Below are 13,256 nucleotides of genomic sequence, written 5' to 3'. Positions count from 1 at the left end.
GGAACGTCGAGGTACTCGGCGGCCACGCGGTCGACGATTCGCCGAGCGGCGTGTGTATCGGATCCCGGCGTGCGGGGCAGGCTCGGCAGAGGGAGCTCGCGCGAGATGAGGGTGGATGTCCGATCAGTTCGGGGTGGACCTGCAGCAGCCGTTGGCGCTCGATGAACAGCCGCTCGACCACAGTTCCAGCGGCGAGGTCGCCGAGGAGCACGACCTGTCCACGCTCGCGCCGCACGTACGCACCGCCCGACACTGGACGCCGCGGCGGGCGGTCATCACGCCGGCCGCGCTCGACGAAGCGCACGGCCAGCGGATCGTCGAGCGCCTGGAGGGGCTCGGCATCGAGGTCGAGCGGCTGCGCGGCAACCGGCTGACGGGTGTTCGCGGCGATAACGACCGGCAGACGTACGCCCGCGCCAAGTCGACGCTGGCGGTGGTGGTCAGCCCGCCGAGCAAGCGCAACCTGCAGCCCATCGCGCCCAGCGCCGACTGGCGTGTCGATCTCGCCGAAGGCTGCCCGGCGCACTGTCAGTACTGCTACCTGGCGGGTTCGCTCACCGGGCCGCCGGTGACCCGCGTCTACGCCGACCTCGACGCCATCCTCGACAACCTCACCGACTACGTCGGACGTGGCACGGTGACCAGCCGCTCGCGGGTGCGCAGCGACGAAGGTACGACGTTCGAGGCGTCGTGTTACAGCGACCCGCTCGCGCTCGACCACCTGACCGGCAGTTGGCAGCGCGCCGTGGAGCACTTCGCGGCCTGGGACGCGCCGGTGCAGCTGCGCTGGACGACGAAGTTCGCCGACGTCGACCGCTACGTCGCCTTGCCGCACGCCGGACGTACCCGGGTGCGGTTCAGCGTCAACTGTCTACCGGTGACGCGGCGCTGGGAGGGTGGCACCAGCGCGCTCGAGGATCGGCTCGACGCGCTGCACCGCCTCTCCGCGGCCGGTTACCCCGTCGGCCTCACCATCGCCCCGATCATGCCGCTCGACGGCTGGCGCGAGCACTACGGCGAGCTGTTGTCGCTGATCGAACGCGCGGTCCACGACGTGCCGGATCTCGACCTCACCGCCGAACTGATCACGCACCGGTTCACCGCGACGAGCAAGGAGGTGCTGCTCGGCTGGTACCCGCGCACGACGCTGGAGATGGACGAGGCGCGCCGGGCGGTCAAGCGCGGCAAGTTCGGCAACAGCAAGCACGTCTACCCGAAAGAGCTCATGACCGAGCTGCGGCACTGGTTCGACGAGCAGCTGTCGCGACGGCTACCGCAGTGCCGCGTCCTCTACTGGACGTGAGACCGAGGACGCTGCGCGAGGATCCGGGTTCGGTCAGGCGGACTCGCTGAACTCCAGCAGAGTGTCGTGGTGGTGGTGCGCGTACGGCTTGGCCCCGGTACCGCATGCCCGCTGTTCAAGGATCTGGGCGTACTGCTGGCGCGGGGTCACCGGCATGTCGAAGCGCGCACGAGCTTCCGCGGGGGTGTACACGACCGGGTTGACGGCGGGCACGCCGCAGAGCACGGGAGCCAGGACCGGTGTCGTGCGCGGCGACAACGCATCGAGTGCGGCGACTTCGCCGCTGCGCCGGCCGGCCAGCCGGCTCAGCGCGAAACGGATCACCGTCGTGCACAACACGTCGGTGATCCGTCGCTGCGGTGTGCCCGCCATGCGGCGCATCCACCGTGGCATCGTGGCGACGACGCCGCGCCGGACGACGGCGTTCAGTGCCCACCGGACGAATGACGGCACCTGCGGCGGCAGGATCTCGCGGGTCAGGTCGAGCAGGTAATCCATCATGTCCTGCGCGACCTCGGACCCCACCAACTTCGGTCGGTACGCCTCGAAGTAGGCGCGGATGCCCGCGCGGGACGTGGGCACGCTGGCCGGATCGGTCGTCTGGAACTCCGCAGCGACGGCACACTCGCGCCAGTACCGCGCCTCGTCGGCCGCGCTGAGCTTGCCCGGGCCGAACACCTCGTAGGTGTAGAGGATCGAGTGCCACGCGGTGAGATGGATCCACAACTGCGAGTCCGGATCATTGGCGTCGAAATGATTGCCCGTCACCGGCTCGGGACCCACCGCCCGGGCGTGGATCTTCATCAAGATGTCCGACGCCTTCAGCACGGATTCCGCGTCGCCGAACAACACGGTCGCGAAGTACTGCAAGGTGCGGTCGTAGCGCAGCGGCGTGCGCTGGCGCACCTGCCCGCTGTCGGCCACCGAGGCGACCAGGTACGGGTCCAGCTCCTCGATGACGACGGCGCGCATGAAGCCCAGCAGCAGGGACGTCGGGTAGCGCCAGACCCGCCACGCGACCGACTCAGGACCGAAGAAGCCGTAATCGGCAGCCGGTCGTGCCTCTGATCGCCCGTTCGTGGTCGTCATGCACGCCTCCGATGTTGCTGTTGCAGACTGTTACAGCAACGGAAGAGTACCTGCAACGAGGCGTCACAACAAAAACCGCGCGATCGCGCCTCCCCGGGTCAGGCGTACTGCAGCGATCGGTCCGGCTCGGCGAAGTAGTCGCCGTTGCGCAGCTCGTCGAGCAGGGTCGGGTGCGTCGGCTCCCAGCCGAGCGTTTCGCGCGTCCACGCGCTCGACGCCGGTGCGTCGGTGCCGTACGCGATCGCCATGAACGGGTTGCCGAAGTGTTCGGCGGCCTGCTCCGGCGTCAACGACCGAACGGGCAGGTCGAGTGTCTCGCCAATGACCTCCGCGACCTCCTGCAGGTGCACGTTCTCGGCCGCGCCGTGGTACGCGCTGCCGGCAGGGCCCTTCTCCAATGCGAGCCGGAACAGTGTCGCCGCGTCGAGGCGGTGCACCGCCGGCCACCGGACACCGTGGCCGACGTAGCCCGCGACGCCGGTGCGCCGCGCTGCCGCGATCATCATCGGGATGAAGCCGTAGTCGGCCGGGCCGTGGACGGTCGGGGCCAGCCGGACGGCGCCCGAACGCAGCCCGCGTTCCGTGAACGCCAGGCAAGCCCGTTCGCCGGGGATGCGAAACCTCGCGACGGCCTCGTCGTCCGCGCGATCCTGCTCGCTGCTGACCGAGCCGGCACGCATGACGAAGGTGCCCGACGTCATCAGCAACGGCCGGTCCGCACCGCCGCTGTCGAGAAGCCCCTGGCCGAGGGCGTCGATCGCCGCGGTGTCCCGGCGCACGAGGCCGTCCGGGTCGGCGAAGTCACCGCCGAACGCCATGTGCACGACGCCCTCGGCGGCCGCGGCGCCCGCGCGCAGGCTGTCGAGGTCGTCCAGCGAACCAGGGTGGGTCGAAGCGCCGAGGCCGCGCAGTCGAGCCGCGGACTCCTCGGATCGGGCGAGCCCGGTGACGGCGTGCCCGGCATTGATCAATTCGGTGACGACCGACGGCCCGGTGAGACCGGAGCCGCCGGTGACGAAAACGCGCATGCGGTGTCCTCTCCATGACGTCGCATCTGTTAGCGACAGTCACTGACACTACGTTGTGTCAGGGACTGACGCAACCTACGATGACGTCATGCCACGCAGTGGGGACGAAGCGCGCCAGCGGCTGCAACAGGCTGCGCTGGACCTCTTCCGTGAGCAGGGCTTCGACCGCATCACGACTGCCCAGATCGCCGCACGCGCCGGCCTCACCGAACGCACCTTCTTCCGGCACTTCGCCGACAAGCGAGAGGTGTTGTTCGACGGCCAGGAGCAATTACGCACCGAGCTGCTCGACGGGCTGGCGGCCGCGCCGGACGGTCCGCCGCTGTTGATGCTCTTCCACGCCTATCGCGCGAGCTTGCCGCTGCTGGAGGGCAACCGGCGCTTCTCCGAGCCACGCTTCCACGTCGTCGACGCGACGCCGGCTTTGCAAGAACGCGAGGCCGCCAAACTTGCCTCCATCAACCGCACCCTTGCCGCAGCGCTCGTGGGCCGTGGGGTCGACGAGCACCACGCGACGTTGGCGACCGGGATCGGCATGGTGGCGTTCGGCCAGGCAACCACACGGTGGCTCAGCGAACCACCGCCCGGTGATCTGGACGCGCAGTTGCGGCGGGCGTTCGGCGAGCTCCAGGGCCTCACGGCCGACCTCGTGGTGCCCAGAGCCGCGCGACGCACGCGTCGCTCGGCCTAAGCCGGGTTCACCGGCGCCGACCGTCGACCCGTGGACTTCGGTCACGCCAGATTGGCGACCACCTCGATCTCGACCAGGAGATCGGACTCCCAGAGCTGCGCAATGCCGAGCACCGTCGTCGGTGGCCACGGTTGCGGAATGCCCAGCTCGTCGACGACGTCGGCGATGCCGCTCGTGAATGCGTCGATCTTGCCTGAATCCCAATTCGGGATGTAGAAGGTCAGCCGTGCGACGTCGGCGAACGAGCCACCGACTCCGGCGAGCCCGGTGCCGATCCGGCGCAGGGCTTCGCTGATCTGCGCGGCAAGATCGAGATGTTCCACTGTGCCGCCGTCGGCGGGCCGGGCGGTCTGGCCCGCCATGTGCACCTGGCGGGAACCGACGCTGACCGCAACGTGGTGGTAGGGGACGGGGTGCAACAGACCCTGTGGACTGCTCAGTTCGACCGGCACGGTGACTCCTCGGTGTTGTCGCGCCGAGCCGATACAACCGGTCCGCACGGGGCCGGCGCAACGGCTCACTACGGACGAGGGACGCGGGCAAATACTGGACCCCTCCAGCCAACGACCTCTAGCTCAAGTGCCGGGCCGGGTGATGGACGCCCACACGCTCTTGCCGGGCTCACTATCCAGCGGTTCGACGCCCCAGCGATGGGCCAGGTGATCGACGAGCAGCAGCCCGCGGCCGGAGCCGGACAGGTCATCCGGTCGGGTGGCCTCGCCGGGCGGCATCTCGCGGCCGTGGTCCAAGACCGCCACGTCGATCGCGAACGGGTCGACCCGCATGATCAACGAGATGTCCGGCCGGCCGTGCCGGATGGCGTTGCTGACCAGCTCGGCGACGATGAGCTGTACGTCGTCGAGCATGTCGGACCCGAGCTGCTGCCACCGACCGGTCACGTATCGCCGGGCGGCGGGGACCGAAGACGTGTCGGCCGGCAGCGTCACCTCGACCGAGCCGTCGTCACGTTCGACGGCGTCGATCTGCGAACCGGCGATATCCATGGCGTTCCCCCGTCAGTCGCGATCGGCACAGCATTACGGATCCGGTCGGCCACCGATAGGTGGTCGTCAGCGATTGGGCGTGAGCCAGAGGTCTGCTCGAGCGCGTTCGGTGGCGAGCACGGCAGCACCGACGACCTGCGCCTTCTCGCCGAGGGTGGCCAGCCGGATCTCCGGCTCACCGACCGCCGGCTGTGCGTAGCGGCGGATCGATTCGGCGACGCCCTGCTCCAGCGGTTCGCCCGCCTCGGCGAGCTCGCCGCCGAGGACGATTCGTTGCGGGTCCAGCAGGTTGCACGCGTCGGCAAGCGCGCGACCCAGTGCCCGGCCGGCCTCCCCGACGACTCGGCGCGCGCCCGGGTGTTCGGCTGCGAGCCCCAGGATGTTGTCGTCGTCGCGCTGCATGACGAAGCCGACCTGCCTGCGTACCCGCTCGACCGCCACGACGGTCTCCAGGCAGCCGCGACTGCCGCAGCGGCACAGCTCGCCGTCGTCGCGCACTACGGCATGCCCGATCTCGCCGCTGAGCCCGTGCGCGCCGGAGTACAGCGCGCCGCGCAGGATCAATCCGGTGCCGAGTCCGTGCGATGCCTTGACGTAGAGCATGTCGTCGCAGCCGCGCGCCGCGCCCGCGCGATGCTCGCCGACCGCGCCGAGCTGTGCGTCGTTGACGACGTCGACCCGTTCTGCCGGCAGGTCGAGGCGGCGGCCGATCTCCGCCGCGACCGGGAGCTGCCACCAGCTCGACGCGATGGTCGGTGAGCGCACCCGCCCGTCGCGGCCGACCGGTGCCGGCACGCCCGCGACGGCATGGACGAAGCGCGCGCCAGCCGCGACGCGCTGCTGGGCGCGTCCAGCGATCTGCGCTGCGACGTCGAGGACGTCGGCGGCGTGGGTGTCGACGTCGGCGTCGACGCGTTCGTAGTGACGCTGCCGCCCGCGCGTATCGGCAAGCATGACGGCGACGTGCGTGTGCCCGAAGTCGAGACCGAGGACCAGGCCGTCCGGGACGACCGGGACGAGGACACCGCCCGGGCGTCCGCGACCGCCACCAGGCTGGCCGGCCCGCTCGACGAGATGCCCGTCCGCGACGAGTTCGGCGACCAATCGCCGAACGCCCGAGACGGACATGCCGGTGAGCCGCGCCGCGTCCGCACGGGTCATCGGCCCGCGAGCGCGCAGCGCGCCGAGCAGGCGCGTCGTCGCGCTGCCCCGGGGCCCGATCCACGGATCGGCCGGAGCGCCGGCCGCATGCTCGGACACGGCCAGACCGTAGCGCGCAATTAGGGCGCTGTGCGCGAAATATGAGCGGACTATTGACCGCAAAACGCCCGAAGTGCCAGGTTTCGACCATTCAGGGCGGCGTGAGCGGCGCATCGGTGCGTCTGCAACGCCTCAACTTGCCGACGGAGGCATCGATGCCCGGTCTATTCGGACGGTTGCGAACAAAAAGTGCGTTGGTCGGTGCCGCTGTTGTGGCACTCGGGGTCGTCGGGGTCGGCGCGGCCAGCAGCTCGGACGCCGCGCCCGGCGTCTACCAGGACCCGCATGCGTCGCCCAACGCGCGCGCAGCCGACCTGGTCAAACGCCTCTCGCTCGACGAGCAGCTGGGCCAGATGGTGCAGATCCAGGTCGGCCACCTGTACGGCGACTGCACCGGTTACAACCCCGGCCCGCTGAACGCCGGCTGCGCGCAACAGGTCCTCGGGACCGACCATGTCGGCTCGATCCTGTCCGGCGGCGGCGACGTACCGGGCGAGGGCTACTACCCGAACACGCCGCAGACCTGGGCGAGCCAGATCAACACGATGGAGAGGTACGCGATCAACCACTCGCGCTACCACATCCCGATCGTCTACGGCGCCGACGTCGTCCACGGCCACAACGATGTGGTCGGCACAACGCTGTTCCCGCAGCAGATCGGCCTCGGCTCCTCGTTCGACCCGTCGCTGGTGACGAAGGTGCAGAGCTCGGCCAGCCGTGCGGCAGCCGCGACCAACGTGCGCTGGGCGTTCGCGCCCGTCGCCGACGTCGACACGAATTCGCGGTGGGGTCGTTACTACGAGTCGTTCGGTGAGGATCCGACGCTGGACGGCACGATGTCCGCTGCCGCGGTCGACGGCCTGCAGTCCCAGCCCGACGTCGCGGCCACGGTCAAGCATTTCGCCGGCTACGGCGCGTCCGACAGCGGCCTGGACCGCACCGCCGCCGACACGTCGCTGCGCAACTTCCAGACCTACCAGCTGCCGTCCTACGCCAAGGCCGTGCACGCCGGCGCGCTGTCGGTGATGGTCAACTCGGCGTCGATCAACGGCGTGCCCGCCACCGGGTCGAAGTACTTGTTGAACAACCTGCTGCGTAAGCAACTCGGGTTCAACGGTGTCGTGATCAGCGACTGGCAGGACGTCATGGCCCTGCAGACCAAGTACCACGTGGTGGATTCCTACGAGGCCGCCATCGCCCGCGCGGTCAACGCCGGCATCGACGTGACGATGGAGCCCTACGACGCCGACGGCTTCCTCAAGGCGGCGCACGCGGCGGTGAACGACCACCTGATCAGCCGGGCCAGGATCAAGCAGGCCGCACAGCGCGTGCTCGCGATGAAGTTCAAGCTCGGCCTGTTCGATCACCCGTACGTCAACGCGAACCAGGCGGACAAGGTGCTCGGCGCCAACACGGAACTGGCGCGGACGGCTGCGCAGGAATCGAGTGTGCTCGTCCGCAACGAGAACTCCACGCTGCCGCTCGCGCCGTCGTCGAAGATCGTGGTGACCGGCCCGGCGGCGGACTCGGTCGCCGACACGCTGGGTGGCTGGAGCGTCGGGTGGCAGGGCGTGCCCGCGGGCAGCGCCGAGACCGCGGTGACCGTCGCGAAGGGCCTGCAGACTGCGGGCGGTTCCAACGTCACGTACGCGGCGTCGCAGTCCGACGCGGTCAAGGACCTGTCCTCGGCGAATGCGGCCGTCGTCGTTCTCGGCCGGGACCCGGGAGCCGAGGGCCCGAACGACCAGCGGGACCCGACACTGCCGAGCGATCAGCAGGCCATGGTCACGGCGCTGAAGGCGACCGGCAAGCCGGTGGTCGTCGTGTTGATCGACGACCGTCCGGACGTCCTGGGCAGTGCCGCTTCGGCTGACGCCGTACTGATGGCGTGGCGGCCGGGCTCGCAGGGCGGCAACGGTGTCGCGGACCTGCTCTACGGTGCCGCGAACCCGAGCGGCAAGCTGCCGGTGAGCTGGCCCGCGCAGGCGACCGACCAGCCGTCGGACTACCTGTACAACACGATGCCGACGACCTACAACGGCAACGGCGCGGTGTACCAGCCGGCCTACCCGTTCGGCTACGGGCTGTCGTACTCCTCGACCACAGCTTCGGTGTCGAAGGCGACGAGGTCCGGCAACACCGTGCAGGTGCGGGTCAAGGTGTCCAACACCGGCTCGCGGGCCGGGGGCGTGGTCGTTCCGGTGTACGCCTCGCAGCCGGTCAGCGCGGTGTTGGTGCCGGCGAAGCGGCTCGCCGGGTTCACCCGGGTGACGCTCAAGCCGGGCGCGTCCCGGACGGTGACGGTGTCGGTCCCGACCTCGGCGCTGCGCATCGTGCAGGGTGACATCGACGCCAGCGGGGCGCCCACGCTCGAGCACGGCCAGTACGTGTTCTCGACCGGCACGGCGTCGGACACGGTGACGCCGTCGGCCACGAACACCGTCTCGCTGTAGCGACCTGCGGGTCGGGAGCCGGCACCGGCTCCCGACCCGCCGTTCGCCGGGTCAGCCCAGACCGAGGCGCGCGGCGAGGGACGCGAACACGGCCACGTGATCGTCGACCGAGGACAGACCCGCGCCCATCGTGTTGATCGCCAGATGCGTCGCGCCGACGGCGCGCCACCGCTCGACCGCGGCGGCGGTGTCGTCCGCATCGCCGCGATAGGTGACCCGGCCTTCCATGCCCAGGGTCGCCGGATCGCGGCCGGCGTCTCGAGCGGCGCCCTCGACGATCGCGCGGGCGTCGTCCAGCTCAGGACCGGGTTGCACCTGCGGAAACCAGCCGTCGCCGAGGCGTCCGGCACGTCGGTAGGCCGGCGGCGACGAACAGCCGAACCACACGGGGATCGGACGCTGGATCGGGACCGGCGCGAGGCCCGCGCCGACGACACGCTCGGCACCGACCGCGGCGTCGACAGAGCGTTCGGTCCACAACCGGCGCAGCAGTTCGACCTGTTCGCCGCTGCGCCGGCCGCGGGTAGTGAAGTCCTCGCCGAGAGCGTCGTACTCGACCCGGTTCCACCCGACGCCGACGCCGAGCCGGAAACGTCCACCGGTGAGCAGATCGATCTCGGCGGCCTGCTTGGCGACCAGTGCGGTCTGCCGCTGCGGCAGGATGATCACGCCGGTGACGAGTTCGAGCGACGTGATGCCGGCGAGGAAGCCGAACAGCACGAACGGTTCGTGGAACGTCGTGTCGACGTCGTACGGCCAGCGCCAGGGCGAGTGGACGTCGGGATCGGCACCCAGCACGTGGTCGTAGACCAGCAGATGGCGGTACCCCTGCTGCTCGACGGCCTGCCCGAACTGGCGCACCGCGCCGGCGTCGCCGCCGAGTTCGGTCTGCGGGAACACGACTCCGATCTGCATGTCATCGACGCTAGTGCGCGGGTGTCTACCCCCGGAGAGTCAGAATGGGGGGGTGACGTTGGATCCAGAGGAGCTCTTCGACCTCGACGCGGACCGACCGGACCTGTCCGGTGCGGTGCTGCTGCATCTGCTCGACGGCTTCGTCGACGCCGGCACCGCAGTGGGGCTCGCCCGCTCGACGCTGCAGGTGGACGACGCGCCGGTCGTGGCGCGCTTCGACGTCGACCAGCTCTACGACTACCGCGCCCGGCGACCGGTGATGCGCTTCGACGTCGATCACTGGAGCGGTTACGAGACCCCACAGCTGGCCGTACACCTGCTGCACGACAACGACGACACCCCGTACCTGGTGCTCGCCGGCCCCGAGCCGGACGGCCAGTGGGAGCGTTACGCGGCTGCGGTGGCGCTGCTCGTCGAGCGCCTGGAACTACGCATAGTCATCGGGCTGGACGCGTTCCCGATGTCGGTGCCGCACAGCCGGCCGACGCCGATCATCGTGCACGGTTCACGACGCGAGCTGTTCGCCGACTACCGCGCGTGGCTGGGCCAGATCATGGTGCCCGCCAGCGCCGGCCACCTGGTCGAGTACCGCCTCGGCGCAGCCGGCTTCGACGCGCTCGGGATCGCCGCGCCCATCCCGCCCTACCTGGCCCAGGCCGAGTTCCCGGCCGCCGCGCTCGCGCTGTTGCGTGAGGTCGGAGCGCGCGCCGGCCTGCGCTTCGACACGACCAGTCTCGAGGACGCCGACCAGGTGAACCGCGAAGCCATCAAGCGCGAGGTAGCCGGATCCGAGGAGCTGCAGACGCTGGTCGCCGCCCTCGAGCAGCAGTACGACGCCGCAGCCGCCGCGGCCCAGAGCGCGCTCGACGACGGGGATCTGCCATCGGCCGACGAGCTGGGCGCCGAGCTGGAACGCTTCCTCGCCAACGAGTCGCGCGGCGACTGACGCTGCGTCGAGCAGAACACGTGCAGGTGGTCGACCCGCACCCGTCGACGGTTGCCCACCTGGGCTGGGAAACGCCAAGATTCTTTCGCTGGAGCGACGAATAGTTGGCGTCTACGCGGAGGGTGCAACACCCCGGACGTCTGCCGCAGCTGCAGCGACAACCGCCCGCTGCGCCCGAAGCCGGTGTTCCGCTGTCGTGCGCGCAGACGGCGTCAGCCGCTCCACGCGCCGCTCGCGAGCCAGCCGCGCAGGTCCCACACGTCAGGGTCGAGCTCACGGGTGAGGGCGACGTCCGCCTGGTAGGCCGGCAGCCGGGTGAACCAGGTGAACATGGCGCGCATGTCGTCGTCGAGCGAAACGACTGGCAGCGCCTCGTACCGTGCTTGCCGCTCCGCGTGATCGCCGAACGCCGCGGCTATCTGACTGCCCGTCCGTTCGTCGCCGGAGAACTCGACTGCGCCACCGGGCACCCGGGACGGGTCGAGCAGCACAGCAGCCGCGACCTTCCCGATGTCGCGCACCGCGACCATCTGCAACGGCACGTCATCGGGCAGCGGCAGCCGGACGACCACCTCGCCGTCCTCCACCGAGGCGGAAAGCAGATTCTCGAAGAAGAACGTCGGCCGGATGACGGTGTGCGGCACGCCGATCTCGGCCAGGTACTCCTCGACACGGCGCTTGCTCTCGAAGTGCGGCACTCCGGAGTTGCGTTCCGCCCCGCCGACCGAGCTGTACACGACGTGCTGGACACCGCCCGCGCGGGCGGCATCGGCGATCAGCTTGCCGTCGGCCGTCTCGCCGTCGGTGCCGCGGTCGTCGGTCATCGTCGTGACGGCGAAGACCCGATCGGCGCCGTCGAGCGCGCGGTACACGGAGTCGGAATCGGTGAGGTCCGCGACGACGAGGTCGGCGCCGGCCTCGGCGAGCGAGCGGGCCTTGTCGCGGTCACGGACCACGGCGCGAACGGACGCACCCGACTCGAGCAAGGCGGCGATGGTGGCGCCGCCCTGCTGACCTGTCGCGCCGAAAACCGTATAGGTAGGCATCGCGCTCCCTTGGTTGTGTTGAGCTTCTGCGAAGTGTGCCCGCTTCGGCCGTCGCGATCGCCGGCGCACGCTCTCACCCGACGGTCTCGCGGGCCTTCATCGGCAGCCGGAACACCAGCAGGAAGGCCAGCGCGACCGGCGCCATGCACGCCCACGTCGTGATCGCCAGGGCGTGCGTCGGCAGGTGACCGGCGAACGCGGAGAAGAAGATCGTGCCGAGCGCGGCCACACCGATCGCGGTGGCGAGCTGCTGGGCGGCCTCGAGCACGCCCGAGGCGGAACCGACCTCGTCCATCGAGACGCCGGCGATGATGAACTCGAACAGCTGGCCCATGCTGGCGCCCGCGCCCGCACCGATCAGGAACAACCCGGGTGCGAGATCCCAGGTCGACGCGGAGTGCGCGCCGGTGACGGTAAGCGCAAGGACGACGATGCCCGCTGCGACGATCAGGAAGCCGAGGTGCAGCAGGTGCCGGCCGAGTCGGGCGACGAGCGCGAACGAGACACCCATGCCGACGAGCAGGCCGAGGATCATCGACATCAGGGTCAGGCCGGCGTGCACCGGGGAGAAACCCTCGCCGAGCTGGCCGAACAGCGACACGCACAGCACCAGGCCACCGAATGCGCCGAAGAAAGCAAGCAGCACGGCGATCCCGCTGGTGAACGCCCGGTTGCTCAGCAGGCTCGGCTCGATCAGCGCGTTGTCGCCGCGGTGCCGCTGCCACAGAACGAACGCCCCGAGCAGCACGACGCCCAGACCGAGCAGGACGAACGTCCACGTCGGCCAGCCGTCGGTGTGGCCCTGGATGAGCGGGTAGATCAGCGCTGTCAGTGCACTCCCGACGAGCACCATGCCGACGGTGTCGAGCCGGATGCCGGGCCGCGCGACCGTGTGCGGCAGCACCCGGATCGCGCCGACGAAGGCGGCGATGCCGATCGGCACGTTGATGAGGAACACCAGGCGCCAGCCGATGCTCCAGAGGTTGGCCTCGACCAGCACGCCGGCCAGGATCGGCGCGGCAAGACCGGACAGCGCCATCACCGGGCCGAAGGCGCCGAAGACCTTGCCCATCTCGTCCTCGGCGAAGACCTCCTTCAACATGCCCATGCCCTGCGGAATCATCAGGGCGCCGAAGGCCCCCTGCAGCACCCGGCAGCCGATGAGCACCGCGGGTGACGGCGCGATCGCGCAGGCGGCGGACATCACGGTGAAGCCGGCCGAGCCGAGCAGGAAGAGCCGGCGGCGGCCGAACATGTCGCCGAGCCGGGCGCCGGTGACGAGGAAGACGGCGAAGGCCAGCGTGTAGCCCGCGCTCAGCCATTGCAGCGTCGACGTGCTGCCGCCGATCGCCGAGCGGATGGACGGGCCCGCGACGTTGACGATGGTCGCGTCCATCAGATCCATCATATTGGCGACGACGACGACGGTGAAGACGAGCCAGCGCACCGGATTGCGGGTCGGCGCCTCGGTGGTGGTGACGGGGGCTGCGGGAGTCATGGTGGTCATGGCTGCTCCTCGGA

12 protein-coding genes are annotated in these 13,256 nt (G+C 70.0%); 4 read left to right on the top strand and 8 right to left on the bottom strand.

The window, feature by feature from the left end; genetic code table 11:
- Positions 1 to 115 precede the first annotated feature (115 nt).
- Positions 116 to 1,303: a radical SAM protein gene (locus tag ACFFCN_RS01345; RefSeq protein ID WP_375488968.1), complete on the top strand. Its 1,188-nt coding sequence runs from the start codon at positions 116 to 118 to the stop codon at positions 1,301 to 1,303.
- 33 nt (positions 1,304 to 1,336) lie between these two features.
- Here ACFFCN_RS01345 and ACFFCN_RS01340 read toward each other — a convergent pair whose 3' ends face one another.
- Both ACFFCN_RS01340 and ACFFCN_RS01335 read right to left on the bottom strand, forming a co-directional pair.
- Positions 1,337 to 2,392, bottom strand: a complete 1,056-nt coding sequence (locus tag ACFFCN_RS01340; RefSeq protein ID WP_375488966.1) for an oxygenase MpaB family protein — start codon at positions 2,390 to 2,392, stop codon at positions 1,337 to 1,339.
- Positions 2,393 to 2,490: 98 nt separating this feature from the next.
- Positions 2,491 to 3,420: an SDR family oxidoreductase gene (locus ACFFCN_RS01335; RefSeq protein WP_375488964.1), complete on the bottom strand. Its 930-nt coding sequence runs from the start codon at positions 3,418 to 3,420 to the stop codon at positions 2,491 to 2,493.
- An 88-nt stretch (positions 3,421 to 3,508) separates the two neighbouring features.
- Here ACFFCN_RS01335 and ACFFCN_RS01330 point away from each other — a divergent pair, with 88 nt between their 5' ends.
- The gene (locus ACFFCN_RS01330) at positions 3,509 to 4,111 is read left to right on the top strand and encodes a TetR/AcrR family transcriptional regulator (RefSeq protein WP_375488962.1); all 603 of its coding nucleotides are present in this window, start codon (positions 3,509 to 3,511) and stop codon (positions 4,109 to 4,111) included.
- A gap of 41 nt (positions 4,112 to 4,152) precedes the next feature.
- Here ACFFCN_RS01330 and ACFFCN_RS01325 read toward each other — a convergent pair whose 3' ends face one another.
- From ACFFCN_RS01325 to ACFFCN_RS01315, 3 genes are all read right to left on the bottom strand, one after another.
- Positions 4,153 to 4,563: a RidA family protein gene (locus ACFFCN_RS01325; protein WP_375488960.1), complete on the bottom strand. Its 411-nt coding sequence runs from the start codon at positions 4,561 to 4,563 to the stop codon at positions 4,153 to 4,155.
- A gap of 123 nt (positions 4,564 to 4,686) precedes the next feature.
- Complete coding sequence (locus ACFFCN_RS01320) at positions 4,687 to 5,115, bottom strand: ATP-binding protein (RefSeq protein ID WP_375488958.1); 429 nt, start codon at positions 5,113 to 5,115, stop codon at positions 4,687 to 4,689.
- 66 nt (positions 5,116 to 5,181) lie between these two features.
- On the bottom strand, positions 5,182 to 6,375 hold the full coding sequence (locus ACFFCN_RS01315; protein ID WP_375488956.1) for an ROK family transcriptional regulator: 1,194 nt from the start codon (positions 6,373 to 6,375) through the stop codon (positions 5,182 to 5,184).
- 155 nt (positions 6,376 to 6,530) lie between these two features.
- Here ACFFCN_RS01315 and ACFFCN_RS01310 point away from each other — a divergent pair, with 155 nt between their 5' ends.
- Positions 6,531 to 8,828: a glycoside hydrolase family 3 N-terminal domain-containing protein gene (locus ACFFCN_RS01310; RefSeq protein ID WP_375488954.1), complete on the top strand. Its 2,298-nt coding sequence runs from the start codon at positions 6,531 to 6,533 to the stop codon at positions 8,826 to 8,828.
- Positions 8,829 to 8,879: 51 nt separating this feature from the next.
- On the opposite strand, the gene ACFFCN_RS01305 is transcribed toward ACFFCN_RS01310, so the two are convergent.
- Positions 8,880 to 9,743 (bottom strand): LLM class F420-dependent oxidoreductase, encoded by an 864-nt coding sequence (locus ACFFCN_RS01305; RefSeq protein ID WP_375488952.1) that lies wholly within the window; start codon positions 9,741 to 9,743, stop codon positions 8,880 to 8,882.
- 52 nt (positions 9,744 to 9,795) lie between these two features.
- Between ACFFCN_RS01305 and ACFFCN_RS01300 the strand changes: the two genes are divergently transcribed.
- Complete coding sequence (locus ACFFCN_RS01300; protein ID WP_375488950.1) at positions 9,796 to 10,689, top strand: PAC2 family protein; 894 nt, start codon at positions 9,796 to 9,798, stop codon at positions 10,687 to 10,689.
- 212 nt (positions 10,690 to 10,901) lie between these two features.
- On the opposite strand, the gene ACFFCN_RS01295 is transcribed toward ACFFCN_RS01300, so the two are convergent.
- Positions 10,902 to 11,735 (bottom strand): NmrA/HSCARG family protein, encoded by an 834-nt coding sequence (locus tag ACFFCN_RS01295; protein ID WP_375488948.1) that lies wholly within the window; start codon positions 11,733 to 11,735, stop codon positions 10,902 to 10,904.
- Positions 11,736 to 11,808: 73 nt separating this feature from the next.
- Positions 11,809 to 13,242 (bottom strand): MFS transporter, encoded by a 1,434-nt coding sequence (locus ACFFCN_RS01290; RefSeq protein ID WP_375488946.1) that lies wholly within the window; start codon positions 13,240 to 13,242, stop codon positions 11,809 to 11,811.
- Positions 13,243 to 13,256: the final 14 nt, after the last annotated feature.

The sequence above is a fragment of the uncultured Jatrophihabitans sp. genome (assembly GCF_964246335.1).
Taxonomy (GTDB): Bacteria; Actinomycetota; Actinomycetes; order Mycobacteriales; family Jatrophihabitantaceae; genus Jatrophihabitans.
This window is presented reverse-complemented; position numbering and strand designations above follow the sequence as displayed.

Coding starts and splice junctions, on each gene's coding strand:
- ACFFCN_RS01345 (WP_375488968.1), top strand. CDS start 116: ATGTCCGATCAGTTCGGGGTGGACCTGCAGCAGCCGTTGGCGCTCGAT.
- ACFFCN_RS01340 (WP_375488966.1), bottom strand. CDS start 2,392: ATGACGACCACGAACGGGCGATCAGAGGCACGACCGGCTGCCGATTAC.
- ACFFCN_RS01335 (WP_375488964.1), bottom strand. CDS start 3,420: ATGCGCGTTTTCGTCACCGGCGGCTCCGGTCTCACCGGGCCGTCGGTC.
- ACFFCN_RS01330 (WP_375488962.1), top strand. CDS start 3,509: ATGCCACGCAGTGGGGACGAAGCGCGCCAGCGGCTGCAACAGGCTGCG.
- ACFFCN_RS01320 (WP_375488958.1), bottom strand. CDS start 5,115: ATGGATATCGCCGGTTCGCAGATCGACGCCGTCGAACGTGACGACGGC.
- ACFFCN_RS01310 (WP_375488954.1), top strand. CDS start 6,531: ATGCCCGGTCTATTCGGACGGTTGCGAACAAAAAGTGCGTTGGTCGGT.
- ACFFCN_RS01305 (WP_375488952.1), bottom strand. CDS start 9,743: ATGCAGATCGGAGTCGTGTTCCCGCAGACCGAACTCGGCGGCGACGCC.
- ACFFCN_RS01295 (WP_375488948.1), bottom strand. CDS start 11,735: ATGCCTACCTATACGGTTTTCGGCGCGACAGGTCAGCAGGGCGGCGCC.
- ACFFCN_RS01290 (WP_375488946.1), bottom strand. CDS start 13,242: ATGACCACCATGACTCCCGCAGCCCCCGTCACCACCACCGAGGCGCCG.